Genomic DNA, 25,971 nt, shown 5'->3' with positions numbered 1-25,971 from the left:
ATCCTACTTACAAAGAATATTTTTATTATTAGTTATTTTAATTACCATTTCTTCTTCAGGTGTAACATTAATAGTTTTAAAATTCTCATATATTACCATACCCGGCTTGGCGCCGGAAGGCTTTTTAACATTTCTAACAGTGGTATAGTCTACAGGAACATTGTAAGACAATTTTGCACTGCTGTGATATGCTGCAAGGGTTGCGGCTTCTAACAATGTAGAATCGGGAACAGTGTTACGTTCAGTCCTGATAATAACGTGTGAACCGGGTATGTTTTTTGTATGAAGCCATAAATCATTGGAAGCTGCTGTCTTTAGAGTAAGCAAGTCATTCTGCTTATTGTTTTTGCCCACTAAAATCTGAAATCCGTCGCTTGATACAAATTCCAGAGGGGAAGACGGCTTGTCCTGCTTTTTTCTGGCATTCTTCAATGACTGTCTAATGTATCCCTGGTCGATTAACTCCTGTCTAATTTCATCGATTTCCTGTCTTGAACTGCAATTTTCAAGCATAGCTAGGACACTTTGAAGGTACTCAAGCTCTGACAAGGTTTCCTCAAGCTGTTTGGTTACATTTAAATGAGTACTTTTTGCCTTTGAATATTGCTTGAAATATTTTTGAGCGTTATCCTGAGCAGATTTATACTCGTTTAGAGGAATATCAACATATTCTTCATTTTCACTATAATAATTCAGTACTTTTGCAGATTTTGCACCTTCAGGGATACAGTAAATATTTGCAGTAATCAACTCTCCGTACAGTTGAAGTTTATCTCTGTCTGCTACTTCCCTAAGCTTTTCATTAAACATTGAGGCCTTTTTCTGGCATCGTTCAATACCGTTTTTGACAACCTTTAAAACATCACCCATTTTCTGGCCAAGACGCTCGTTGGTATCACGCAGCATGTAGTATTGGTCCAAAGCTGTGGACAAAAGGTCGTAGCTTTTATAGAAAACCTCCTTTGAAGGCTCAAAACAATAAAAGTCAATTGGCCTCAACAAGCTTTTATCTTCATAAACAATACAGGGCGAGAAATTATTGCTTTTAATTTTGTCAATATAATTTGCAAGGGCAACCTTAATTTTTTCTTTATCAGAGTCATTTAACTCATTTAAAGGAGTTTTTGGTAGAACCCTTGCAGCAGAACATATGTCGCGGCAGGTATAAGGACTAAATCCCTTAATAGCATTTAAAATCAAACCTTCCGGATGCTTTGATCCTTCAATGTTTTCTTCATTGAAAATTTTATCAACTTCCATATTCTCAGGAAGCACCTTATTCTGAGCAGGAGGCAGGATGTAAGTTCTGGCAGGCATGACTTCTCTGACGCTGCTTATATCGCTGTCAACATGCTTAACGGAATCTATAATTTTATTTTCGCTATTAAGTAGGATAATATTACTGTACTTGCCCATGATTTCTACAACAAGCTTTTTTACTGTTAGGTCTCCAAGCTCGTTGACAGACTCTATATTTAATGTAATGACACGTTCATAATCATGGAAGCTTATATCCAAAAGCCTTCCGCCTGCAACATGTTTTCTCATAAGCATACAAAAAACAGGGGGAGTAGCAGGATTTTCCTTTTGTAAGGTTGTCAAATGAAGTCTTGGATTACTTGCATTTGCACTTGCAACAAGTCTGTAATTCTGACCTTTTGAACGTACCAACAAAACTATCTCATCGTTCTCCGGCTGGAATACCTTGTCTATTCTACCTCCTGAAAGTAAATCATTTAGTTCACTGACTATACATTTTGTTACTATTCCATCAAATGGCATTTTTAAAGCTCCTGACATGCATATTTTTAACAAACGCAATTTGTAAAAAATAAAGCTGCAATTATTTCAACTTATTTCCCAAATTATATTTAGTATACCATTTTAGAGGCTAACAGACTAGCTCTGTTTTTGGTCAGCCGAATCCACCGGCAGGCTGAAACTCTGCTTGTCAGTGCTTAGAACCATACTGGTTTCAATTTTGTTTACGCCCGGAAATGAAAGAAGAGTATCGATAAGAAAGTCCCGGCAATCTGCTAGGTTGTGGGCAGCAATCTTAATAAGGTAATCCCAGCTGCCTGTAATATTATAGCACTCAAGTATCTGAGGCGTTTCATTGATTTTAGACAGGAAAGCATTAGTTATATCCCTGGTATGAGGTGAAAGGGTTACAAAAGTAAATGCTATTACTTCATATCCCAGCTTTTTTTCATCCATAACTGCTGCAAACTTTTTTATAACACCTATTTCCTTTAGTCTCTTTGTACGGCTGAGACATGCAGAAGGAGAGAGCCCAACCTTTTCGGCAAGGTCTTTGTTTGAAATTACGGGGTCTGCCTGTATTATTTCAAGTATTTGTTTATCTAATTCGTCAAAAGTAAATTGCATATTAACACCTCATTAAAATATTGGCTGGTACAAAATAATATGGATAACACTGCAATTAAAATACTAAGCAGTATTATCCATACTATATAATTGTTAATCTTCCAAGGCCTGTTTTATGTCTGCTATTATATCCTCTACATTTTCAATACCTACGGAAAAACGGATAAGCCCCGGATCGATGCCAGCCTGTACAAGCTGTTCATCACTCAATTGCCTGTGTGTAGAACTGGCAGGGTGCAGTACCGCTGTTCTGCAATCAGCCACATGAACTACTATCGCAGCAAGCTTTAACTTATCCATAAACTTAACCGCACCTTCTCTGCCACCTTTAATTCTGAAGGACACAACTCCGCTGCAACCCTTCGGAAGATATTTTTTTGCAAGTGAGTGATATGGATCGCTTGCCAGAGTAGGATAGCTTACAGATATTACTTTATCACTTGTTGAAAGATATTCTGCAACTTTTTCGGCGTTCTGACAGTGACGCTCTATTCTCAAATGGAGGGTTTCAAGTCCAAGATTCAGTAAAAATGCATTATTCGCAGACATGTAGCAGCCATAATCCCTGATAAGCTGTACTCTTGCTTTGGTTATGTAGGCAGCTTTACCGCAGTCTCTTGTATAAACCATACCGTGGTAAGTATCATCAGGTTCTGTTAAACCGGGGAACTTGCCATTTTCCCAGTTGAAGTTTCCTGAATCAACTATAACTCCACCAACGCTTACGGCATGTCCATCCATGTATTTTGTAGTGGAATGTATTACAATATCTGCACCATACTCTATAGGTCTCAGTAGAATAGGTGTTGCAAAGGTATTGTCAATTATAAGGGGAACATTGTTTTTATGGGCTATTTTTGCAAACTTCTCTATATCAAGTACACTGATTTTAGGATTGGCAATTGATTCACCGAATAGAGCTTTTGTATTAGGCTGAAAAGCTTTTTGAATCTCTTCTTCCGAGCTGTCCTGATCAACAAAAGTTACGCTTATACCGTGTTTTTTCAAGCTGGCACCGAAAAGATTTATTGTGCCTCCGTAAATAGTACTTGAGCATACAAAATGATCTCCTGCTTCGCATATGTTAAGAATTGATATCAGAGAAGCAGCTTGTCCTGATGAGGTACAGAGAGCTCCGATACCGCCTTCCAGTGCGGCAATCTTGTTTTCAACGCACTCAACTGTAGGATTGCTGATTCTGGAATACATGTGCCCGGGAACAGATAAGTCAAAAAGCTTGGCAACATGCTCGGTAGAGTCATATTTGTAGGTTGTACTCTGGTAAATAGGAAGTACACGTGGTTGACCGTTTTCTGGTTTGTAGCCTTCCTGAAGGCATTTGGTTTCAATTTTCCATGACATATAATCACCTCATATAAAATTAAACGAATTATCTCTAAAATGAATATTATTTTCTTATAACAAAAGAATATAAAATAGAATACATATTTGTCAAGACAGGTGTGAATATAATTTAATAAAAAAGAGAAAAAGACTATGGTATATACGGCCATAGTCTTAAAATTAACAGTTTATCGGAATTTTTCGATATCATCCTCAGACATTTTACTGTCATCATATGAATTCTCCCTGGTGTTACTTTGAAATCTTATTGGAATACTATTTATAATTCGCTCAAAAACGGTTAAAAGCGAGTCATCGTCTATTTTCCTGTTTCTCATAGCTTATACCTCCGTCTGCCAAATTATGGCTATAAAATAATGTGAATACCTTTAATAATATTTTGCTAGAAAAACAGCAAAGATATGCTTCCAATAAAAAACTGACACAGTTCAAAAACTATGTCAGTTTACGGATTTTGTAAATTATTATAAATTTATTTTATTTAAGCTGAAACTTCTTCGGATATTTTAACAAAATCATCAGAATCAGAAGAAATGCTTCCAAACCTCAGCTTTGATACTATAAGGTTCAATATAAGGAAACCTGCCATTATAGCAACTAAAACAATCAGGTTCTGTGCCAGGAATCCATCATTAATACCTGAAATTACTTCTCTCAATGCATTAACTGAATATGTCATTGGCATAAACGGATTAAGCACATTGAAGAAGCGTGGAACAAGTTCCATCGGGAAGGTTCCTCCGCAGGAAGTAAGCTGTAATATCAAAAGCAGAATTGCAATGAACTTGCCCACATCCCTTAATTGTACAAGTAAAAATCTCATTATAGATGTAAATGACAATGAAATTATGATACTTGTCAGTACAAAAAGTCCCATATTAGCAACTTCCAAGTGCAAACCTTTTAAAATAACAATGTCTAAGACAAGAGCTTGGGCAATGCCTATGAAAGTATATGCAAAAAATCTCATATAGCCTTTAGATTCGGAAGAAAACCTGCGGAATCTTACTTCCTCATCCAGATAAATTGCAAAGAACATCAGCAATGCACCAACCCAAAGGGACAGAGATACAAAATAAGGTGTAAAGGCTGTACCATAGTCAGGAATACCGTAAACCTTCTTTTCTGTAATTTTAACAGGGTCTGCTGCATATTCCTTTAAGCCGTCTGTACCGTTTAATTTACCGTCAGCCTTTAGAAGGGAAGAGGATACACCACTGCTGGCTGCTGTTACTCCATCCTTAAGTTTGCCTAAACCATCCTGAATCTTTGTTTCACCGTCAAGGATAACACCAGAATTCTTTAACAATTCCTCGCTACCAGCTGCAAGTGCAGAAACACCGCTTGAAAGTTTTGCGACTCCTTCATTAACTGATGAAGCACCTGAAGCAAGCTCCTTGGATTTATCAGAGGCAGTTTTGATACTAGAAGCAGTATCAAGGATACCTTTGTTAATCATTGGATATGATTTATTCAATTTGTTTGATCCTGCAGTAAGTTTATTTATACCTTCCGTTACAGAACCCAATTGTATAGCCAACTGGGAAACTCCGCCTGCAACTTTACCTGAACCCTCAGCAAGTTGTTTTCCAGAAGAAGATAATTGTTCTCCGCCAGCTTTGAGCTGTTCAGGAACAGAATTTGAGGCCTCCAGAGTAGCGATTACAGCCTTGAAATTCGGGTCTGTCAAGGCTTCCGGATGGGTTGCCACATACTTCTGAATAGAGCTTGCTAAAACAGATTGAGCCTGAGAAACCTTGTTTACCGATTCAATATACTTGTCAACACCTGATGTATAAGACTGTACTCCGCTGTTTAAGTCAGAGCTACCTTTAGTCAGTTGAGATATCTGGGGAGCAGCTATAGCAATGCCTGAATTTAGCTGATTTAAACCTGAATTCAGATTTGACAGACCTGACATAAAAGCATTGGAACCGCTAACCAAACCGGTTATTTTATCGGAACCGCCTGATAAACTCTTGTAGAACAGTTCTGCACCGTCGCTGAGTTGTTTTGAACCTTTTGACAGAGTAGTAGAACCGTTATTGGCTTCTGAGAGTCCGTTGTTAAGCTTATTAACACCGTCATTAAATTTTTTCTGACCTTTTACAATTTTACCATTGCTGTCGTAGAGTAGTTCAGCTCCGTCTTTTATTTCCTTTAAGCCATTATCAAGTTCCTTGAGACTATTAGGAAGATCTTTTATCTGATCTAAAAGGGTTCCGACGATTTCTTCGGAAACAGACTTGGAGACTTTATCCTTAAACTCTAATGTAACCCTGCTTAGGACTTGACTTGCAAGATAATTTCTTTTCTCATTAACAGTATATGTTAAATTACCTTGAGTTTTATCGCTGTCGGCTGCCGAAGAAATATCTTTGGAGAAATCACCAGGTATATTAATCATTGCGTAATACCTTCTGTTCTCTACACCGTCCTTTGCATCAGATTCTGATGTAACAACCCATTTAAGATTTTTATCGGTTTTTAGATTGTCTGTAATTTCTTTTCCCAGATTTCTGTTTTCACCGCCGATAGTTGCTCCATTATCTTGATTTACTACGGCTACAGGAAGTTTATCAAGTTTGCTGTATGGATCCCAAAAGGCATCAAGATAGAAAAAACTGTAGACCAATGGAATTAAAATAACTGCAATGACTACGGCAAATTTCTTGTACTTTTTCAGTGTTTGCATAATTTTTACCTCCTTTTTTTCTGGATAGATGTTCATTTTATTTTTACTTCACCACCTCGAATATTGTAAATTTAAATAATTTGAAATTCAAAGTATTTCGACAAAAAAAAACTACTTATTTTTGAAGCAAAAAATATCATCAAAGTGTGAATTAAGTGATGAAAGTATATTAATTAGGGCCTTTCTATCGTCCTCACTAAGGATACCGTATATTTTTTCAGCAAGTATATTCCTAATAATAATAATAGATTCAAAAACATCTTTCCCGGTTTCAGAAAGAGAAATAAAAACTTGCCTTCTGTCTTCCTTGTCACGCCTTCTTATTACATAACCTTTTTTAATAAGCCTGTCAACAGTTACAGTAGGAGTACCAAAGGTGACGCCCAAAGTATTTGCAATCTCTGACATCTTCTTATCTTCTTCACCGTGACCTATAACAACTATTGTATTAATTTCGATAACAGTAAGATCATCAAGAGTTTTACTAAAAAATTTTTTACTCTCAAGTTTATTGTACTTATCAAAAAGCTTTCTAAATAGTTCATCCACAATAAGTAAACTATTTTCTGTTTCTGAGTTCATGGTCTTTAATCCTCACTTAATTTGAATTTCAAACTATTTTATTTTAATATACTACTGAACGATTAAAAAGTAAACTGCTTTTAGCAAAAAAATCAACAAGGACTTACAAATTTTAGGATATGTATTTACTTGAATACAAAATAATGGTAAAATAAGTATATATTTTACCAAAGAAAAGAAGTGGGGTTACATAATGCAAACAAATATTTATACACTTAACAAAGAAGTCGAGTGTCTTAAGCAGCAGCTTTATGATTTGTTGGATAATGAACCATGGGCGAAACACGACATTCTTAGAATCAGTAAAAGATTAGATGACTTAATTTTGCAATTTTACAGTTTTAATTAGCAACTGCGATTAATTTCAATACATTCATGAATTACACATTCAATAAATGACCTTCTTTCAATTTGATTTATATGCTTAAGGTTACTTTGGATATAACTGATTTTAAGTTCGGTATTGCTCTTAAAATCAGTTATATCTATTAGATTTTTTTTAAACACTTCCAGTAACAGTTTAAGAGTTATAAAAGAACATTCAAATAATTGCTCGTTAAATACCTTACACATTTTTAGTTCCTCTCTGTCTTTTGTAAAATGTTTATATTGCTTATATAATAAAAATAAAGCTATTTATATTATGTGTCAAATATTTCCTAATATATGCTGTTCTTAATACTGCAATTATTTGGTATAATTCTTTGTATCAATACCTTTTTGTTCAGTAAGGATATGGTAATATGCTAAAGATAGATATATTGAATGATGATTTGCATTTAAAAAATATTAGCTACGGAAGTATTGAAAATATATATTCAATTTACGAAAATACAGACGGCTTTAAATATGCAACCGGTGTTTATAGTTTTATAAGCTATGATGTATTTTCCAGTCAGCTTTTTAAGTTTATATCTCAGAATAATGTATTCTTTTTGGATATTTTTCTTGAAAAAAAGGATTCTTTTATTATCGACAAGTCTATAGGTCTGGTCAAAGGTTCGTTGTCTGTTGAGGAAAATATACTCTGGTTAAATTCAATAGCTATTGACTTGCCATACCAATCCAAAGGTTATGGTAAAAAAGTCATTAGTATTCTCGAAAGTTATTTTAAGCAATCATACAATGTGAATACTGTTTGTCTTTCGGTAAGCAAAAATAATACATCCGGTATAAAATTCTGGGAAAAGTGTGGTTATACCGAATATGAATTTGACACGTTTTATGATTTACAAAAAATAACTGAACATGCTCTGATCATGTGGAAGAAAGTGTAAAAATCATTAATATTACAAAAATATTACCAAAAAATTGCTGTTTTATTACTAAAAGTTTGACAAACTGTAATAAATTAAATATAATAATAACGAAATTAATAAGCTGAATCCTCGAAAGAGGTACGGAGGAACCAAGATTTGGGGTTAATCCATTCTTTATTATTTAATGAATGGTAGGGAGGTCCTATTGCCCGAGCCCGTCAGCTAACTTCGGAAGCGCTACTATAGGAGGGGCCAATGACAGGTAAGATTACCAAGGTACTTGTCGGTTGTATTTTCGCCTTTTCACTTGTGTTAGTATGCTCTGCTGCAATGGCTGCTTCGCAGTCAGCCCAGATTCAGGGTACTGGCGTCAATGTAAGAAAAGACCCAAATACTTCAGCAAGTGTCATCACTAAACTTTCCAATAAGAGAGTTTCAGTGCTTGATAAGTCTAGCGGTTGGTACAAGATTTCTTTTGATGGAAAGACCGGTTGGGTAAACAGTGACTACATAAAGGTTCTTACCACAAAAGGAAGTATTAATGCTAATGGTGTCAATTTCAGAGAAAGTGCCAGTACAAGCAGCAAAGTAATTAGTTCTCTAAAAGAAGGAACCGATGTACAAATACTGGATACACTTACTGAATGGCACAAGGTTAAAGTAGGTTCAAAGGTTGGATACGTTTCAAAGAAATTTGTTTCTTCAGCGGCGAATTCAACAAAAACTTCCCGTTCTACGGAAGCTGCAACATTTGTCAGCGAAGAGGATGATTCTCTGGTTGGCAGGGTAATTGCATATGCAAAGAAGTTTATTGGTGTAAGGTATGTTTATGGTGGGAAAAGTCCAAGCGGCTTTGATTGCTCTGGCTATGTCGGCTACGTATATAAGAACTTTGGCGTTAGCCTCAACAGCTCAGCATCAAGCATGTATTCAAATGGCACAAGGGTTTCTAAGACAGCTTTAAGGGCTGGAGACTTGTTGTTCTTTGATGCATCTTCCAGAAAATCAGCTGGTGCTATAGACCATGTAGGTATTTACTTAGGTAACAACCAATTTATTCATGCATCAACTTCCAATGGAAAAGTGCTTATTCAGAGTTTATCTGAATACCGGGGAACTTACATTGGTGCAAAAAGAGTAATTTAAATCTTATCATAGACCACAAAAACGTCTTTTATAAGACGTTTTTGTGGTCTATGTCAACTTTTAATTCTTAACTTTCATTTTTTATCTTTGAAAATTCATAATTTCTAGTTTACTATAAACTTAATATGGAGGTTGTTTTGAATATCAAAAGACCGCTCTGTCTTTTCGCTGTGTCCTTTATTTTAGGGATACTACTTATAAACAGCATTGGATTGAATCGTTTTCTTATAATTTCTTCTATAATGATGTTAGCTATAATCTGTCTTCTTAAAAAACTCGGAAATTTAAAAACTATAATTTTTATCTTGCTTTCTTTTTTTATAGCAGGCGGAATGCTTTTCTATAATGCAGAATATCGCTATATTGGAAGCTTTAATCAATATTACGGTATTCCTGTAGAAGTAAAGGGTTTTATTGATAGTGAAATACAGAATTCGGAAGACGGCAAGTCAAATTTTGTTCTAAAAACAGAATCTGTAGTTTATAAAAATAAGACCGTCAAGGTTAAAAACAGGATACTGGTTTATGTAAACAATATTAACATAAAAATAGGCTACAGAACAAAAATCGGTTTTACAGGGGTTGTTGAAAAGCCAAAGCCTGCAACTAATCCGGCAGGATTTGATTATAGAAGATATCTGGCATCAATAGGGATTTCAGGACGGATATATTTACATGGTGCATCAGATATTCAAGTTTCCGGTCAAAAAGGAGGAGGCTACTTATATAGAATAGGATATGCGATTAAAAATAAAGTTGTTGACATAATCAGTTATTCTCTTGATAAAAATCAGGCAGGACTGCTGGAAGGTATGCTCATCGGATATAAGGACGGCTTGGATGAAAATGCCTTTACAGCATTCAGTAAAGCCGGACTTAGCCACATCATGGTAGCCTCAGGAATGAATGTCGCATTTATAATTCTGCCATTTACTTTTATTTTCAAAAAGTTGAGATTGAGCAGTTTAAAAGCAAATATAATTACTATTTTTATACTTATATTATTTGTATTTGTTACGGGTTTTTCAGCTTCGGTAGTCAGGGCTGTTATTATGGGAATAATAATACTGACAGGAAGAATCATAATGCGGGAACCCGATATATATACAAGTATTTCAGCCTCAGCACTTATTTTACTAATAATCAATCCCTATACACTATTTGATATAGGATTCCAGCTTTCATTCGGTGCAACACTGTCACTTGTCATGTTTTATCCGCAAATTAAATCCTTCACTGAGTACAAATATATCCCCAACGTGATTTCAGATACTCTTGCAGCAACAATTGCAGCACAGTTAGGAGTTATACCTGTTACCTTATATTATTTTAACAATTTTTCAACATTCTCCATTATTTCTAATATCCTCGTTGTGCCCTTGGTTGAATTTGTAACAATAATAGGTTTTATTATGGTTTTTGCAGGTTTACTTAATATATACCTGGCGGTTATTATCGGGTATATCAATAACACATTTCTGTCCTTCATATTGTTTGTTACAGAAGTAACTTCTAAAATACCATTTTCATTGTTAAAATTACCTACCCCAACATTTGGAATGGTTTTATTTTACTACTTATTTATAATTTATATATTTAAAGGCAGAAATTATTTTCAGGCTAAAAAATACACAAAACATCTGAAAAGAGCAATTATTATTTTAATAATTATTATATTCGGGGCTAAGTCGCTAATACCTAAGCCACTTGAAATAACTTATTTAGATGTTGGACAAGGTGACAGCACATTTATAAGAACAGCTCATGGTACAAAAATACTTATTGACGGAGGCGGACGTGAAGCAAATTCGAAATCCGAGTTTGATATAGGTGAGTCAGTTATGGTACCATATATTCTTGATAGGGGTACGAAAAAAGTTGATATTGTTATTGCGTCCCACGGACACTCTGACCATACGGAGGGACTTGAGGCAGTGCTCAGAGAGCTGTCTGTAGGGACAGTAATTGTACCTGAAACTGATGGACGAGGATTGGAGAAAGTAAATAGTATCTGTAAGGAAAAAAATATTTCAGTAATCAAATGTAAGCAAGGAGATAGAATAAACCTTGATAACGAAACGATATTTGAAGTATTAAACCCGCTCTCTTATAAAATAGACAGCATTGCCCAAGAGGATTTGAATGAAAGCTCATTAGTGTTAAAATTAGTTTATAAGAATGTAAAAGTTTTGTTTACAGGGGACAGTGGGATTCCGTCAGAGGAGAGAATGTTAAAACAAGGTCTGGATTTAAAAGCGGACATAATAAAAGTAGGGCATCACGGTTCTCCAGGCTCCTCAAGCAACGATTACATAAAGGCGGTCAAGCCGGAATATGGGGTTGTTTCAGTAGGGCGAAACAATTTCGGCCATCCAAGCCAATTTGTTATTGATACATTTCAAGAGAATGGAACAAAACTTTTTAGGACAGACGAAAACGGAGCAGTTATTGCAACCAGCTATGGAAATGGGTTTAACATTAGAACAATGCTACCTTAAAAATATAATAAAAAGAGGAAGAATATGAGTTTTGATATATTAAAAAAAGAATTAAAGGAAAATAAACTGCAAAATGTATACCTCTTTTATGGTCAGGAAGATTATCTTATAAAGTATTATATGAATGCTATAGCCAACCTGATTGTTAACGAAGAAACAAAGGATTTAAATTATATATATCTTGAAGGTAAAAAAGATACTGAAACTCTTATAGAAAACTGTGAGACAATGCCTGTTTTCAGTGATAAAAAGCTTGTAATTTCGAGGAACTCCGGCTTTTTTAAGTCAAAAAAAGGTGGGGGCGAGGGTTCTGATAAGAAATCAGAAAATAATAAACTTGCAGACTATATTGAAAATATGCCTCCCTATACATGTCTTATCTTTGTGGAACAGGAAGTAGACAAGAGAATTAAGCTGGTAAATGTTATAAAGAAAAAAGGTCTTGTTGTTGAGTTTAATTATCAGAAGCCTGCTGACCTTGTAAAATGGGTTGTTAAGGTATTTAAAAGCCATAAAAAAAACATAGATAATGTTGCAGCATCGTATATAGTCGAGAACAGTGAATATTCTATGGTAGAGCTACTGAACGAAATAGACAAAATAGTTAATTTTACAGAGGATAAACAGCAGATTTCCATTGATGATGTTCAGTCGGTATGTACAAAAACCATAAAAAGCAGAATTTTTGATTTAACTGATGCCGTAGCAGAAGGCAACATTTCCAAAGCACTGATACTATTGAATGATATGGCTTCTTTGAAGGAACCAATGCAGAAAATAATGTACATGATTGTAAGACAAATAAGAATGGTTTACAGAATGAAATTACTCAAACAACAGGGCATGAGAGAGGATGCGGCAGCAAAGCAAATGGGATTAACACCTTTTGTTGCCTCAAAAGTTCTTGCATTAAGCAGAAATATGAAAATAGGTATTTTGGAAAAGGCCATGTATTATAGCCTTGAACTGGATGAGTCCATTAAAACTGGAAAAATGACTGATAGAACGGCGATTGAGCTTCTCATAGCCTCAATGAAATAATACTAATATATGGGGGTCAGGTGGATTTGCAAAAGTGGATACTAAAGAATCCTAAGTTTGACTTTAAGAAAATGTCAAAGGAATTGGGAATCAGCGAACTTCTTTGCAGGATTATAGTAAACAGAGGTATAAAGGATTTAGATAATGCCAGAAAATTTATAAAGGCCGATTTGCAAGGTTTAAACCATCCAAAGTTAATGAAGGATATTGTGAAAGGCGTTTCAATTGTTAAAGAAAAAATCAAGCTAAATAAAAAAATACGAATAATTGGCGACTACGATGTTGATGGGGTTGTTAGTACTTATATATTATATAAAGCCTTGGCTAGGTGCGGGGCAACTGTTGACTATGCCATTCCTCACAGGATACTGGATGGATACGGTATAAGCAACAGCTTGGTTGAAAATGCTTTAAATGACGGAATTGACACGATTATTACCTGTGATAACGGTATTGCAGCAAGAGAACAGATACAATATGCAAAAGAATCCGGTATGACAGTAATAGTTACAGACCACCATGATGTACCTGACATTCTTCCTGAAGCTGATGCAATTATAGATATGAAGCAGGCAGAATGTCAGTATCCGTTTAAACTACTTTGCGGGGCGGGGGTAGCGTTTAAATTTACACAGGTACTTTACGAGGAAATGTGTATTCCCCGGGAGGAGGAATGCGAGTTTTATGAGTTTGTTGCAATTGCAACTGTTTGTGATGTAGTTGATTTGACAGAAGAAAACAGGATTCTTGTAAGACAGGGGCTTAATGCTATAGCTGATACAAAAAATATCGGACTTAGCGCACTTCTGCAAAAGACCGGAATATTGGGAAAAAATATCGGTGTTTATCATCTTGGTTTTATATTAGGTCCGTGTATTAATGCCTCCGGAAGGTTGGATTGGGCTATGAGGGGGCTGAAATTACTCCTTACTGACGACCAACAGGAAGCAGAGGTCTTGGCAGCTGAATTATACGAACTGAATAATGAACGAAAATCCATGACTGTAAAAGGTGTGGAGGAGACAATTGAAACAATTGAAAACAGTGATTTAAAAGGTGACAGGGTTTTGGTAGTATATAAGCCGGAAATTCATGAAAGTATTGCTGGTATCATTGCGGGAAAGGTAAGAGAGAAATATAATGTTCCCACATTTATACTTACAAAGGGTGAGAATTGTGTAAAAGGCTCGGGTCGCTCTATAGAAGAATATAATATGTTTGAGGAACTTTTAAAATGTAAGGAACTGTTTACCAAATTCGGGGGACATCCAATGGCGGCCGGATTCAGTTTAGACGCTGACAAAGTTGATATTTTAAGAGAAAGGGTAAACAGTATTACTACACTTACAGATGAAGACCTTATCCCTAAAATATATATTGACGCACATATACCGTTATCTGCAATAAATTTGAGGACGGCAGAAGAATTATATTATTTGGAGCCATACGGAAAAGGAAACACAAAACCTCTGTTTGCTGAAAAAAATATATCGGTAAAGCGAGCCGGGGTATTCGGAAACGAAAGAAAAGTACTAAAGCTCAGATTGCAGGGCGGAAACAGTTTTGCCGACTGCATTTATTTCGGAAATATTGATGAGTTTGATTCATATGTTGCTGAAAGGTTTGGAAATGAAGAGTTGCAAAACATCTATGCAGGACGCACCAATAAAATAAAGCTGGATATGATTTTCAACATTGATATTAATGAGTATAATGGTTATAGAAATGTACAACTTGTTTTACAATATTACAGGTAACAGCTTAACAAAAATAAATAATAAAAGGTTTTGAGAAAAAATACAAAGTTGTTGTATTTTTTTTTGCCCAAGTATAAAGAGTCACAAAATTATTATACCAAAGTCAAAAGAATTTATATTGAGATGGAAACAGTTTACATTTTATAATGAGTTGAAATTAGATTTACTAATCGATCTTTTCATCTTGCTCCTATTCTTTACACCTGCCTATTAAAAAATTATGCCTACAAATTATTGAGAAAAATTGTTCGGTCGTAGCATTAGTGATAATCAAATAAAGTGCCTCGTTGGTTCGAAAATTAATTTATAAAAATTAAGAAGGGAGGTTAATATGTAGAAATCGAATCATTTATACACTTCTCCAAATTTACGTTAATTTGTGTCAATAAATTCAGTAAAGTAAGTAATAACTCATCATTATGTTAGACAGGTGACATAGGAGCTATTTTAGTGCTTCAATTTTTAAACCCCAATTTAAAAATTTTTAAGGAGGCTTATTTTATGTTTAAGAGAGTTAAGAAATTGTCAATTCTTCTTGTGGTTTGTATACTGGTATCAATTTCAGGGATTAATACCGTGTTCGCCGATTATCCGATTTTTTACCAGCGCTATACGGCTGATCCTACTGGTATCGAAGCCAACGGAAGGCTGTATTTATACTGTTCACACGATGTGTACAATCCAAATAATCCGGGCTATATCATGAATGATATAACTTGTATATCTACAAATGATTTAAAGAACTGGACGGATCACGGAGAGGTTTTTAAAGCATCCGGCTGGGCTTCATTGTCATGGGCTCCATCAGTTGTAGCCAAGAATAATAAATTTTATATGTACTATGGAAATGGCGGCGGCGGAATAGGAGTTGCAGTAAGCGACAGTCCTTCCGGGCCTTTTAAGGATGCACTGGGGAAAGCACTTGTAACCGGAAGCACTCCCGGTGTAAATCCCCCTAACGGATTCTGGTGCTTTGATCCGGCCGCTTTTGTAGACGATGACGGACAGGCTTATTTATATTTTGGCGGAAATGGCGAGGGGAATACAAGGGTAATTAAGCTTAACAGTGATATGATTAGTATTAACGGTTCCGCATCAAAGATTGTGGCACCGATTTTCTTTGAGGCTTCATTGCTTCACAAGTACAATGGAAAGTATTACTTCTCATATTCTACCGATTTTTCAAAAGGAGCTGCTACTATAGATTATATGATGAGTGACAACCCAATGACAGGATTCCAATACAAAGGAACCGTATTGCCAAACCCTCCTTCTAATGAGGGTAATAATAACCATCACTCAATATTCTCATTTAAGAATAACTGGTATATAGCTTATCACAACAGAGCGGTTGCCATAGCTAATGGTGCTTCCAGCGGTGATGCAAGAACATACCAGAGAAGTGTTTGTATAGATAAAATAACATACAACGCAGACGGAACTATGCAGAAGGTTAACATTACAACAGATGGTCTTACCCAACTTAAGTATGTAAATCCTTATGTTATTAATGAAGCAGAAACCATGGCACAGGAGAGCGGTATAAATACGGAGGATTGCAGTTCAGGTGGCCGTGATGTCTGCAATATTGAGAATGGAGACTGGGTAAAGGTGAGAGGCGTTGATTTTGGTTCCACCGGTGCAACGTCATTCGATGCAAGTGTAGCATCAGCAACCAGTGGAGGCAATATAGAAATACGTCTTGACAGTGCTAATGGAAAACTTGTTGGAACTTGTAACATCTCAGGAACCGGAGGCTGGCAGACTTGGGCAACAAAATCCTGTACAGTCAGCGGTGCAACAGGGGTACACGACCTATATCTGAAATTTACAGGGGGAAGCGGGTATTTATTTAATGTAAATAATTGGAAATTTAGCACTCAAGCAAATAAAATTGTATATGGAGATTTGGACGGAAGCGGAGACATAAATGCAATTGACTTTTCACTTATGAAGCAGTTCATTCTTGGAACAATAACAAAGTTCCCTTCCCCCGATGGACTCACTGCTGCGGACTTGGACGGAAACGGTTCAATAGATGCACTGGATTATGTACTTCTGAAAGAGTATCTGCTTGGAAAAAGAACGCAATTCCCGGTTGAATAGAAAAAATATGCAGCAAAAGCAAAAAACATGAGGTAATCAAAAAGGACTAAAACATGATAAAATAATACTTGTGTTTTAGTCCTTTTTTACTTACAGAAAAAATAATATTTTCCTACAGTAAATTTATACAACCTTGTAACCTTGGATTTATTTATTTATAATATATTTATGTATGATATAATATTTATTTATGAGAGGAGTTTACTATGAATTTTAAAGATAAACTCAGACACGTTATGGATTTTCCTAAGGAAGGAATCGATTTTATTGATATTACAACAGTTCTTCAGGACCCCGAAGCATTCAGAGCATGTATGGACACATTCAGGACACTTGCGGAAAAGATGGGAGATTTTGATATTATTGTAGGTTCAGAGTCAAGAGGATTTATTTTTGGTGCACCCCTAGCGTACCACATGAATAAGGGCTTTGTTCCTGTCAGAAAGAAAGGAAAACTCCCATATAAAACCGTACGTGAAGAATATGATCTGGAATACGGAAAAGATGTCCTCGAAATGCACTCAGATGCAATCAAGCCGGGACAGAGAGTGTTAATAGTTGACGATCTTCTTGCAACCGGCGGAACAACTCAAGCTAATATTAAACTTATTGAGAAGCTGGGAGGAGAGGTTGCAGGAATAGTATACTTTATTGAGCTTATGTCCCTGAATGGAAGAGATAAGCTCAAAGGTTATAAAGTTGATTCTTTAGTAAAATTCTAACAAGATTAATTATGTAATTCATTCGGGAGTCGTTTGACAGGTGGAGGGACACATTGATAGACAGCTTTTCAGTACTTGTTGAGAAAGTTAAAAAATACGACCCTGGCTGCAACTTTGAGATGCTTGAAAAAGCATACTCTGTATCAAAAGCAGCACATATGGGTCAACAGAGAATATCAGGAGAGCCATATATTATTCATCCGGTTGAGGTTGCTATAATTCTTGCCGAGATGGAATTGGATTGTACGGCTCTTGTTGCTGCCCTTTTACATGATACCATTGAAGATACAACATGTACTTACGATCAGCTGAAAGCTCAGTTTGGACAAGAAGTAGCAGAATTGGTGGACGGTGTTACCAAACTGGGAAAGATCCCATTCACTACAAAAGAAGAGCAGCAGGTTGAAAATCTTCGTAAAATGTTTTTGGCCATGGCCAAGGATATCAGGGTTATTATGATAAAACTTGCCGACAGGCTTCATAATATGAGAACCCTTAAGTACATGACTCAGGACAAACAACTTGAAAAAGCAAGAGAAACCCTTGAGATATACGCCCCCCTTGCGCATAGACTTGGTATTTCCAAAATTAAGTGGGAGCTTGAAGATATTTGTCTCAGATATCTTGATCCAAAGGGATACTATGATCTTGTTGAAAAAATTAATACGAAACGAAAACAAAGAGAAGCATATATAACAATAATCATTGATACTCTACGTGAAAAAACAAATGAACTTGGAATAGAAAACGCACAGATAGACGGAAGGCCAAAGCATTTCTACAGTATTTACAGGAAGATGGTAAAGCAGAACAAGACTCTGGAACAAATATATGATTTATTTGCTTTCAGAATAATTGTAAATTCTGTAAAAGATTGTTATGCAGTGCTGGGGCTTGTCCATGAGCTATATAAACCAATGCCGGGCAGGTTCAAGGATTACATTGCCATGCCCAAGCCAAACATGTACCAATCTTTACATACAACATTGATTGGACCTGAGGGGCAGCCTTTTGAGGTTCAGATAAGAACATGGGATATGCACAGGGTTGCAGAGGTTGGTATTGCGGCGCATTGGAAGTATAAAGAAGGAATTAACAACGCAAAGGATTCCGACAATAAATTTGCATGGCTCAGGCAGCTTTTGGAATGGCAGAAGGATACCAGAGACGAAAGCGAATTTATGGAAACACTTAAGATTGACCTGTTTACTGACGAGGTATTTGTATTTACTCCAAAAGGTGATGTAATAAATCTTCCGGTGGGCTCCACGCCTGTAGACTTTGCCTATGCAATACACAGTGCTATCGGTAACAAAATGATAGGTGCCAAGATAAACGGTAAAATGGAGCCTATAGATTACAAGCTGAAAAACGGCGATATAATAGACATTCTTACGTCATCAACAATTCATGGTCCCAGCAGGGACTGGCTTAAAATTGTTAAGAGCAGTCAGGCAAAAAGTAAGATAAATCAGTGGTTTAAAAAAGAAAAACGTGAAGAAAATATTATCAGGGGCAAGGAAATGCTTGAGCGTGAGCTTAAAAAGCAGGGCTTGTCCTATACACAGCTATTTAGAACCGAGTGGGTTGAAATTGTATTAAAAAAATACAATTTTGCATCTCAGGAAGATTTATATGCCGGAGTAGGGTATGGAGCGATTACGGCAAATAAGGTTATAACCAGGCTCAAGGAAGAATTCAAGAAGACACTTAAGCCTGAAGAATTGGAAGAAATACTGGAAACAATAGCCCAGACTAAAAATGACAGAAAGAAAAAGCACACACTTGAAAGCGGTGTAGTAGTAAAGGGAATTGACAATTGTCTTGTACGTTTATCAAGATGCTGCAACCCTGTTCCCGGTGATGAGATAATAGGTTATATAACCAGAGGAAGAGGTGTTTCGGTCCATAGAAGCGACTGTATAAATATTTCTGCTGATCAGGAGGAAGAAGAAAGGCTTATAGACGTTAAGTGGCGTACTACCAATGATGTTGCCTATAAGGCAGACATAACACTTATGGCTAATGACAGGACTTCTCTTTTACTGGATGTTACCAACTGTATCACAGAAGCAAAAATACCTATAAAGGCAGTAAACGCAAGGACTACCAAGGAACAGATTACGGTTATAACTCTTACACTTGAGATAACAAACACCGAGCAGCTTGAAAAAATAATTAAAAGATTGAGAAAAATAGACAGCGTATTTGATGTAACCAGAAATAAACAATAAATCGGGGGTTTGTATGTAAATGAGAGCAGTTGTTCAAAGAGTAAAAAAATCAACTGTTACTGTAAGTGAGAAAATTGCAGGAAACATTGGTCAAGGCCTTATGGTTCTTCTTGGAGTTGGTAAGGAAGATGACGACCGTGATATAGAATATCTATCAGATAAAATACTGAATTTGCGTATTTTTGAGGATGAAAACGGTAAAATGAATAAGTCTCTGATAGATATAGAAGGGCAGTTGCTGGTTGTATCACAGTTTACACTTTTCGGGGATTGCAGGAAAGGCAGAAGGCCCGGTTTTGACAAAGCTGCCAAGCCTGAGATTGCAAAAGAACTGTACGAACGTTTTGTAAACAAGTGCAGAGAAGCCGGTGTAGTTACCGAAACAGGAATTTTTCAGGCTGATATGCTAGTAGATATAAGCAATGACGGTCCGGTTACACTTTTATTGGACAGTAAAAAGGAATTTTAGATGACGGAGGTTCGGCATATGTTTGTAAAACCGATAAACGGAGGTTTATTTGACTCGGTTTCCTATCTTGTTGGAAATGGAAATGAAGCAGTGCTGATAGATGCAGGAGTTCCCGCTGACAAGGTGCTTGCTGCACAAAAAGAACTTAATACCAATATTAAAAAAATAATACTTACCCATGGGCACATTGACCATATAATACATGTTGACGATATAGTACAGAAAACAAATGCCATGGTTTACATCCATATTGATGATGAGCAGGCGATGACGGATGCAAGATTCAATGTTTCTGCATTTACCGGCACCCCATCAACCTTTCAGAGCAAGTATGAAATCCTTAGGGATGGAACCAGTATAAAAGTCGGAGAACTGGAGTTTAAAATAATTCATACTCCGGGCCATTCTGCCGGGTCAATCTGTATTCAGGTTGAAGATATACTTTTCTCAGGAGACACACTGTTTAAATACGGATATGGAAGAGTTGATTTACCCAACGGTAATTTTTCTGACATTTATAACTCCATTGTCGAGAAACTTTTTGTACTGCATGGTGAAACCGTAGTTTATCCCGGGCATGGTGGGAGTACAACTATTATAGATGAAATAAGAAACAATCCTATAAAAAATGCGATACAATGGTAAAAAGAGGATAAAATGTTAATTTACAATAACAAGACTAAATATTTTGATTATGAACTTGAAGATGTAATAAAATTATTTTTTACTCAAAACGAAATAAAGAAAGCCGATGAGCCTTGGGATGAGTGTTCCGGGGCATTTCTTTTCTGTTTTATGTCTTACGAGGACGGAAATGACTTCTTCAATATCAGTCTGAAGGACAAAGAATTTAGCGAGATAATAAGCCTTCCCTGCACAGGTATAATTGATTCCCCGGATAAGCTTAAAGTAAAAGAGTTTAAAAGAATATTAAAGAGAAAGATGTTTTTATTGCTAACCCAATATACCGGCAAGGTTATTCCGTGGGGTATCCTGACAGGTATAAGGCCTGTTAAACTGGTAAACGAGTTAATTGATCTGAAGATGGCAAAGAGCGATATTCTTTCTGTTTTACACAAGGATTATTTTGTAACTGAGAATAAATCAAGGCTTCTTTATGAGGTGGCAGTTAATCAAAGGGAATTGTTTACAGAATCAAAGGGAAATAGCGTATCACTGTACATGGGTATTCCTTTTTGTCCAACCCGCTGTTTATATTGTTCCTTTAGTTCAAGTACGATAGCTCAATATAAAAAAATGGTTGATGTATATGTAGATACGCTTTTGAAAGAAATAAGGCATACAGCACAGCTTATGAGAGCAAAAGGACTTGTTGTTGAAAGTATGTATATTGGAGGGGGGACACCTACTTCTTTGAACGAACGGCAGCTTAGCCGTCTCCTTAGTGGGGTAGAAGAGTGTATTGATATGACATACCTTAGAGAATACACCCTTGAGGCCGGCCGTCCCGATACCATAACTATTGAAAAGCTTAAGGTTATTAAAAATAGCCGGGTATCGAGAATCAGCATAAATCCTCAGACAATGAATGAAAAAACCCTTGTGAGAATAGGCCGACTACATAAACCGGAAGATGTGGCCAAGGCTTTTTACGCTGCAAGGGATATGGGTTTTGACAATATAAATATGGATTTAATCTGCGGACTACCCGGAGAGGACGTTCAAATGTTTGATGAAACTTTAAGTAAAATAAAAAAGTTGAACCCGGACAGTTTAACAGTTCACACAATGGCTATAAAAAGAGCTTCACAGCTTACAAGGGAAATGGACAATTACAGTCTGGAAACACAGTATGTTGATTCTGCCGTAATGGTTGATATGGCCCGGGCCTGCGCAATAGAAATGGGTCTTAACCCGTATTACCTTTACAGACAGAAAAATATTCTTGGCAATCTGGAAAATGTAGGATATAGTCGGCCTCATATGGAATGTTTGTACAATATACAAATTATGGAAGAACGTCAGACAATTCTCGCTTGCGGAGCAGGAGCTGTTACAAAGGTAATTTTCCCAATGAATAGAATAGAAAGGTCATTTAATGTAAAGAGTGTTGAGGAATATATCGGTAGAATTGACGAAATGCTGGAACGGAAAGCCAACATTCTTATGGAAGAAAATAATAAATATTGACAAGCTTAAATGTAAATTCTAAAATATATGTATGTAAATAGGGAAGTAGCCTTAAAAGGGAAGAGTAATTAGTACTGCTATTAAGGGAAAAGCTGTCATGGACTGAGAGCAGCTTATAGTAAGACTACTGAAAGACACCCTTTAGAGCATAGCTCCGGGCTGATGAGAATGATTCGTCCGTTTTCCGCGTTAAGGATCTAAGTGGGTTCTATATTGGAATCATTAGGGTGGCACCACGGGAAGTTCCTCTCGTCCCTTGTTGGGATACGGGAGGTTTTTTACTGTTCGTGGATATGCTTTCGTTAGAAATTACATATTTCTTTTTAATTTTTAATTAATGTGTTAATAATTGGTAGTGTATTATACTTTTATGATAGGAGTTGTTTAAATGGCAAAGGAAGTAATTACGCCTTCAATATTACCGGGTTTTATGGAATTGTTGCCGGTTGATCAGATTGTTTTTAACAATATGCTGGATACCATTAAAAAAACATATGAAAAGTACGGTTTTATACCTCTTGATACACCGATGATTGAGAAGTCGGAAGTTTTGCTGGCAAAAAGCGGCGGTGAAACAGAAAAGCAGGTATACAGGTTTAATAAGGGAGATAACGATTTATCCTTGAGATTTGACCTTACGGTTCCGCTTGCCAGATATGTGTCACAGCATTTTGGTGATTTGACATTTCCCTTCAAAAGGTATCATATCGGCAAGGTTTTCAGAGGTGAGAAACCACAAAAGGGCAGATTCAGAGAGTTTTATCAATGCGATATAGATATTATAGGAAATGAAAGTCTCAGCGTAATTAATGATGCTGAAATATTAAGCGTTATATATTCAACTTTTAAAGCACTTGGATTTGATGATTTTACTATCAGGATAAATAACAGAAAGGTACTTAACGGATTTTTTGAGGGACTTCAGGTATCAGACAAAACTGAAGTCATACGAACCATAGATAAGCTTGAAAAGATAGGCAATGAAGGGGTTTTAAAGGAGCTTGAAGACATAGGACTATCCAAGGAAAAGTCTCAAAGAGTTTTGGAATTTGTGGGCACCAAGGGCAGCTGCAGGGACATAATAAAACATCTTAGAGAAATGAATGTTCAGAATGAAATGTTTAATGAAGGTATAGACGAACTGGAATTAGTGGTTAATTACATAGATTCCTTCAAGGTACCTTCAGCTAATTATACCATAGACCTTACTATTGCAAGGGGATTGGATTATTATACGGGTACTGTTTACGAAACTGTTCTTAACCAGTATCCGTCTATAGGCAGTGTATGTTCAGGCGGAAGGTATGACAATCTTGCTCAAAATTATACAACAAAGAAATTGCCGGGTGTAGGTATTTCCATAGGTTTTTCAAGGCTGTTTTATCAGCTGAGGGAAGCAGGAATCCTTGGGGAAATGAAAAGAGCCACGCCTTCAAAGATACTTGTAATACCAATGAACGGAACAATGGGAAATGCTTTGGAAATAGCAACAAAAATAAGGGATGAAGGCGTGTCTGCTGAAATATACTTTAACGAAGGAAAAATAGGAAAGAAGTTTTCATATGCCGATAAACTGGGTATACCTTATGTAATAGTTGTTGGTGAAGATGAGGTTAAATCGGGTATTTATAAGTTAAAGGACATGGCAACAGGGGAACAGGCTGATTTGACTGTTGAACAGATTATTGAAAAACTAAAAGCACAGGATAACATATAATCAGAAAAATTCTGATGGGAGGATAAACACATGGGAGAATCAATACATGGCTTGAAAAGAAGTCATAAATGCACAGAACTGAGCAGTTCAAATATAGGCGAGAAAGTAACGGTAATGGGCTGGGTTCAAAAACAAAGAAATCTGGGAAGCTTAGTTTTTATTGATTTAAGAGACAGAACCGGAATTGTACAGCTTGTTTTTACGGATAAAGACGGAGAAATGTTTGACAAGGCTAAATCAATAAGAAGCGAGTTTGTAATAGCAACCGTAGGAACTGTTGCGGCCCGTTCCCCAGAGGCAGTAAACAAAAAGATGGCCACAGGAGAAATTGAGATTATTGCCAGTGAGTTGAGAATACTCAGCAGTTCTGAAACACCGCCTATGTATATAGAGGAGAATTCAGAGGTTAATGAACAAACACGTCTTAAATACAGATTTTTGGACTTAAGAAGACCTGATATGCAAAGGAATCTTATACTCAGACACAGAGTTGCAAAAGTGGCAAGAGACTATTACGATGAAAACGGATTTCTGGAAATTGAAACTCCTATATTGATAAAGAGTACACCCGAAGGTGCAAGAGATTATCTTGTTCCCAGCAGAGTTCACCCCGGAAAGTTTTTCGCATTACCTCAGTCCCCACAGTTATACAAACAGTTATTAATGGTATCAGGCTATGACAGATATTTCCAGATTGCTAAATGTTTCAGGGATGAAGATTTGAGAGCTGACAGACAGCCTGAATTCACTCAGATAGACATTGAAATGTCATTCGTGAATGTTGATGATGTTCTTACGGTAAATGAAGGATTTGTAAAGAAAGCCTTTAAGGAAGCTTTGAATATAGATGTTGAAACTCCGTTTATAAGAATGCCTTATGCGGAAGCTATGGAGAGGTTTGGTTCGGATAAGCCGGATACCCGTTTCGGAATGGAACTGATAAATATGTCAGACATGGTTGCAAATTGCGGTTTTAAGGTGTTTACCGACGCGGTTTCCATGGGTGGCAGTGTTAGAGCGATAAATGCAAAGGGCTGTGCAAAATTTAGCAGAAAAGAAATAGATGCATTGGTAGAAGTAGTTAAGACATACAAGGCAAAAGGAATGGCATGGATTTCCATTAGTCAGGAAAACGAGATAAAATCCTCATTTGCCAAGTTTATGTCAGAGGATGAAATGAAGGCTATCCTAGACAGGGCTCAAGCTGAGGCTGGAGACTTGATATGTTTTGTAGCTGATAAGAACAATGTGGTTTTTGATGCACTGGGTCAGTTGAGACTTGAAATTGCAAGAAAACTCGATATTTTGAATCCGGATGAATTCAAGTTCCTGTGGGTTACTGAATTCCCGCTTTTCGAGTATGACGAGGAAGAACAGAGATGGGCTGCAAAACACCATCCTTTTACCAGTCCAATGGATGAAGACCTAGAATATTTGGATACAGACCCGGGGAGAGTACGTGCAAAGGCTTATGACATGGTTTTAAACGGTGTTGAGCTTGGTGGAGGAAGTATCAGAATTCATATACAGGAATTACAATCCAAGATGTTTAAAATGCTTGGTTTTTCAGAAGAGGACGCTAACAGGAAGTTTGGTTTCCTTCTGGAGGCATTTAAGTACGGAACCCCGCCTCACGGTGGAATGGCATTTGGTCTTGACAGGCTAGTAATGCTTATGGCAAAGAGAAACAGCATCAGAGACGTAATAGCTTTTCCGAAGGTACAAAATGCATCATGTCCTATGTCAAATGCACCAGACGTTGTTGATGAAAAACAGATGGAAGAATTGCATATAAATATAACAAAAGAATAATCAATTTAAAATTCTAGTTTGGAGAGATT

Annotated in this window: 21 protein-coding genes and 1 riboswitch; of the genes, 14 read left to right on the top strand and 7 right to left on the bottom strand. The window is 36.5% G+C overall.

The genetic code is table 11. The features are described from left to right. Positions 1 to 3 precede the first annotated feature (3 nt). The 6 genes from CLO1100_RS11150 to CLO1100_RS11130 form a co-directional block, all read right to left on the bottom strand. Positions 4 to 1,782: an NFACT RNA binding domain-containing protein gene (locus tag CLO1100_RS11150; protein ID WP_014313851.1), complete on the bottom strand. Its 1,779-nt coding sequence runs from the start codon at positions 1,780 to 1,782 to the stop codon at positions 4 to 6. 117 nt (positions 1,783 to 1,899) lie between these two features. Then, positions 1,900 to 2,388 carry an Lrp/AsnC family transcriptional regulator gene (locus CLO1100_RS11145; protein WP_014313850.1) on the bottom strand — a complete coding sequence of 163 codons (489 nt, stop codon included), beginning with the start codon at positions 2,386 to 2,388 and terminating at the stop codon, positions 1,900 to 1,902. 93 nt (positions 2,389 to 2,481) lie between these two features. Next, a complete protein-coding gene (locus CLO1100_RS11140; protein ID WP_014313849.1) occupies positions 2,482 to 3,750 on the bottom strand; it encodes an O-acetylhomoserine aminocarboxypropyltransferase/cysteine synthase family protein in 1,269 nt (422 codons plus the stop codon). A 170-nt stretch (positions 3,751 to 3,920) separates the two neighbouring features. After that, on the bottom strand, positions 3,921 to 4,070 hold the full coding sequence (locus CLO1100_RS20825) for a hypothetical protein (RefSeq protein ID WP_014313848.1): 150 nt from the start codon (positions 4,068 to 4,070) through the stop codon (positions 3,921 to 3,923). 164 nt (positions 4,071 to 4,234) lie between these two features. Then, positions 4,235 to 6,448, bottom strand: coding sequence for a YhgE/Pip domain-containing protein (locus CLO1100_RS11135; protein WP_014313847.1), 2,214 nt, complete (start codon positions 6,446 to 6,448; stop codon positions 4,235 to 4,237). Positions 6,449 to 6,559: 111 nt separating this feature from the next. Beyond that, positions 6,560 to 7,030 carry a MarR family winged helix-turn-helix transcriptional regulator gene (locus CLO1100_RS11130; RefSeq protein ID WP_014313846.1) on the bottom strand — a complete coding sequence of 157 codons (471 nt, stop codon included), beginning with the start codon at positions 7,028 to 7,030 and terminating at the stop codon, positions 6,560 to 6,562. A gap of 193 nt (positions 7,031 to 7,223) precedes the next feature. Between CLO1100_RS11130 and CLO1100_RS21245 the strand changes: the two genes are divergently transcribed. Then, positions 7,224 to 7,379 carry an aspartyl-phosphate phosphatase Spo0E family protein gene (locus CLO1100_RS21245; RefSeq protein WP_041700222.1) on the top strand — a complete coding sequence of 52 codons (156 nt, stop codon included), beginning with the start codon at positions 7,224 to 7,226 and terminating at the stop codon, positions 7,377 to 7,379. Here CLO1100_RS21245 and CLO1100_RS11120 read toward each other — a convergent pair. Beyond that, positions 7,376 to 7,603 (bottom strand): hypothetical protein, encoded by a 228-nt coding sequence (locus CLO1100_RS11120; protein WP_014313845.1) that lies wholly within the window; start codon positions 7,601 to 7,603, stop codon positions 7,376 to 7,378. The two genes, CLO1100_RS21245 and CLO1100_RS11120, sit on opposite strands and share 4 nt — an antisense overlap. A 170-nt stretch (positions 7,604 to 7,773) precedes the next feature. Here CLO1100_RS11120 and CLO1100_RS11115 point away from each other — a divergent pair, with 170 nt between their 5' ends. The 13 genes from CLO1100_RS11115 to aspS all read left to right on the top strand — a co-directional run bounded on the left by CLO1100_RS11115 (position 7,774) and on the right by aspS (position 25,942). After that, the gene (locus CLO1100_RS11115) at positions 7,774 to 8,307 is read left to right on the top strand and encodes an N-acetyltransferase (RefSeq protein WP_014313844.1); all 534 of its coding nucleotides are present in this window, start codon (positions 7,774 to 7,776) and stop codon (positions 8,305 to 8,307) included. Between the two features lie 91 nt (positions 8,308 to 8,398). Beyond that, a riboswitch (cyclic di-AMP (ydaO/yuaA leader) is annotated at positions 8,399 to 8,540 on the top strand. Positions 8,541 to 8,544: 4 nt separating this feature from the next. Beyond that, positions 8,545 to 9,435 (top strand): NlpC/P60 family protein, encoded by an 891-nt coding sequence (locus CLO1100_RS11110; protein WP_014313843.1) that lies wholly within the window; start codon positions 8,545 to 8,547, stop codon positions 9,433 to 9,435. 137 nt (positions 9,436 to 9,572) lie between these two features. Beyond that, complete coding sequence (locus CLO1100_RS11105) at positions 9,573 to 11,933, top strand: DNA internalization-related competence protein ComEC/Rec2 (protein WP_014313842.1); 2,361 nt, start codon at positions 9,573 to 9,575, stop codon at positions 11,931 to 11,933. Positions 11,934 to 11,957: 24 nt separating this feature from the next. Next, positions 11,958 to 12,974, top strand: a complete 1,017-nt coding sequence (holA, locus tag CLO1100_RS11100; RefSeq protein WP_014313841.1) for a DNA polymerase III subunit delta — start codon at positions 11,958 to 11,960, stop codon at positions 12,972 to 12,974. A 26-nt stretch (positions 12,975 to 13,000) separates the two neighbouring features. Beyond that, positions 13,001 to 14,731: a single-stranded-DNA-specific exonuclease RecJ gene (gene recJ, locus CLO1100_RS11095; RefSeq protein ID WP_014313840.1), complete on the top strand. Its 1,731-nt coding sequence runs from the start codon at positions 13,001 to 13,003 to the stop codon at positions 14,729 to 14,731. A gap of 501 nt (positions 14,732 to 15,232) precedes the next feature. After that, complete coding sequence (locus CLO1100_RS11090; RefSeq protein WP_014313839.1) at positions 15,233 to 16,837, top strand: carbohydrate-binding protein; 1,605 nt, start codon at positions 15,233 to 15,235, stop codon at positions 16,835 to 16,837. Between the two features lie 206 nt (positions 16,838 to 17,043). After that, complete coding sequence (locus CLO1100_RS11085) at positions 17,044 to 17,559, top strand: adenine phosphoribosyltransferase (protein ID WP_014313838.1); 516 nt, start codon at positions 17,044 to 17,046, stop codon at positions 17,557 to 17,559. A gap of 53 nt (positions 17,560 to 17,612) precedes the next feature. Beyond that, positions 17,613 to 19,793 carry a bifunctional (p)ppGpp synthetase/guanosine-3',5'-bis(diphosphate) 3'-pyrophosphohydrolase gene (locus tag CLO1100_RS11080; protein WP_014313837.1) on the top strand — a complete coding sequence of 727 codons (2,181 nt, stop codon included), beginning with the start codon at positions 17,613 to 17,615 and terminating at the stop codon, positions 19,791 to 19,793. A 19-nt stretch (positions 19,794 to 19,812) separates the two neighbouring features. Beyond that, complete coding sequence (dtd, locus tag CLO1100_RS11075; RefSeq protein WP_014313836.1) at positions 19,813 to 20,262, top strand: D-aminoacyl-tRNA deacylase; 450 nt, start codon at positions 19,813 to 19,815, stop codon at positions 20,260 to 20,262. An 18-nt stretch (positions 20,263 to 20,280) separates the two neighbouring features. After that, on the top strand, positions 20,281 to 20,907 hold the full coding sequence (locus CLO1100_RS11070) for an MBL fold metallo-hydrolase (protein ID WP_014313835.1): 627 nt from the start codon (positions 20,281 to 20,283) through the stop codon (positions 20,905 to 20,907). 12 nt (positions 20,908 to 20,919) lie between these two features. After that, positions 20,920 to 22,413, top strand: a complete 1,494-nt coding sequence (gene hemZ, locus CLO1100_RS11065) for a coproporphyrinogen dehydrogenase HemZ (RefSeq protein ID WP_014313834.1) — start codon at positions 20,920 to 20,922, stop codon at positions 22,411 to 22,413. A gap of 388 nt (positions 22,414 to 22,801) precedes the next feature. Continuing rightward, positions 22,802 to 24,130, top strand: a complete 1,329-nt coding sequence (gene hisS, locus CLO1100_RS11060) for a histidine--tRNA ligase (RefSeq protein ID WP_014313833.1) — start codon at positions 22,802 to 22,804, stop codon at positions 24,128 to 24,130. Positions 24,131 to 24,160: 30 nt separating this feature from the next. Further along, positions 24,161 to 25,942 carry an aspartate--tRNA ligase gene (aspS, locus tag CLO1100_RS11055; RefSeq protein WP_014313832.1) on the top strand — a complete coding sequence of 594 codons (1,782 nt, stop codon included), beginning with the start codon at positions 24,161 to 24,163 and terminating at the stop codon, positions 25,940 to 25,942. Positions 25,943 to 25,971 lie beyond the last annotated feature (29 nt).

Source organism: Clostridium sp. BNL1100 (assembly GCF_000244875.1).
In the GTDB taxonomy this organism is placed as follows: Bacteria; Bacillota; Clostridia; order Acetivibrionales; family DSM-1351; genus Ruminiclostridium.
Note: the sequence above shows the minus strand (reverse complement) of the source record. Positions and strands in the feature narration are given on the sequence as shown.

Excerpts from the sequence above, each read along its gene's own strand:
- CLO1100_RS11150 (WP_014313851.1), bottom strand. The coding sequence starts at position 1,782 with ATGCCATTTGATGGAATAGTAACAAAATGTATAGTCAGTGAACTAAAT.
- CLO1100_RS11145 (WP_014313850.1), bottom strand. The coding sequence starts at position 2,388 with ATGCAATTTACTTTTGACGAATTAGATAAACAAATACTTGAAATAATA.
- CLO1100_RS11140 (WP_014313849.1), bottom strand. The coding sequence starts at position 3,750 with ATGTCATGGAAAATTGAAACCAAATGCCTTCAGGAAGGCTACAAACCA.
- CLO1100_RS20825 (WP_014313848.1), bottom strand. The coding sequence starts at position 4,070 with ATGAGAAACAGGAAAATAGACGATGACTCGCTTTTAACCGTTTTTGAG.
- CLO1100_RS11135 (WP_014313847.1), bottom strand. The coding sequence starts at position 6,448 with ATGCAAACACTGAAAAAGTACAAGAAATTTGCCGTAGTCATTGCAGTT.
- CLO1100_RS11130 (WP_014313846.1), bottom strand. The coding sequence starts at position 7,030 with ATGAACTCAGAAACAGAAAATAGTTTACTTATTGTGGATGAACTATTT.
- CLO1100_RS21245 (WP_041700222.1), top strand. The coding sequence starts at position 7,224 with ATGCAAACAAATATTTATACACTTAACAAAGAAGTCGAGTGTCTTAAG.
- CLO1100_RS11120 (WP_014313845.1), bottom strand. The coding sequence starts at position 7,603 with ATGTGTAAGGTATTTAACGAGCAATTATTTGAATGTTCTTTTATAACT.
- CLO1100_RS11115 (WP_014313844.1), top strand. The coding sequence starts at position 7,774 with ATGCTAAAGATAGATATATTGAATGATGATTTGCATTTAAAAAATATT.
- CLO1100_RS11110 (WP_014313843.1), top strand. The coding sequence starts at position 8,545 with ATGACAGGTAAGATTACCAAGGTACTTGTCGGTTGTATTTTCGCCTTT.
- holA (WP_014313841.1), top strand. The coding sequence starts at position 11,958 with ATGAGTTTTGATATATTAAAAAAAGAATTAAAGGAAAATAAACTGCAA.
- CLO1100_RS11090 (WP_014313839.1), top strand. The coding sequence starts at position 15,233 with ATGTTTAAGAGAGTTAAGAAATTGTCAATTCTTCTTGTGGTTTGTATA.
- CLO1100_RS11085 (WP_014313838.1), top strand. The coding sequence starts at position 17,044 with ATGAATTTTAAAGATAAACTCAGACACGTTATGGATTTTCCTAAGGAA.
- dtd (WP_014313836.1), top strand. The coding sequence starts at position 19,813 with ATGAGAGCAGTTGTTCAAAGAGTAAAAAAATCAACTGTTACTGTAAGT.
- CLO1100_RS11070 (WP_014313835.1), top strand. The coding sequence starts at position 20,281 with ATGTTTGTAAAACCGATAAACGGAGGTTTATTTGACTCGGTTTCCTAT.
- hemZ (WP_014313834.1), top strand. The coding sequence starts at position 20,920 with ATGTTAATTTACAATAACAAGACTAAATATTTTGATTATGAACTTGAA.
- hisS (WP_014313833.1), top strand. The coding sequence starts at position 22,802 with ATGGCAAAGGAAGTAATTACGCCTTCAATATTACCGGGTTTTATGGAA.
- aspS (WP_014313832.1), top strand. The coding sequence starts at position 24,161 with ATGGGAGAATCAATACATGGCTTGAAAAGAAGTCATAAATGCACAGAA.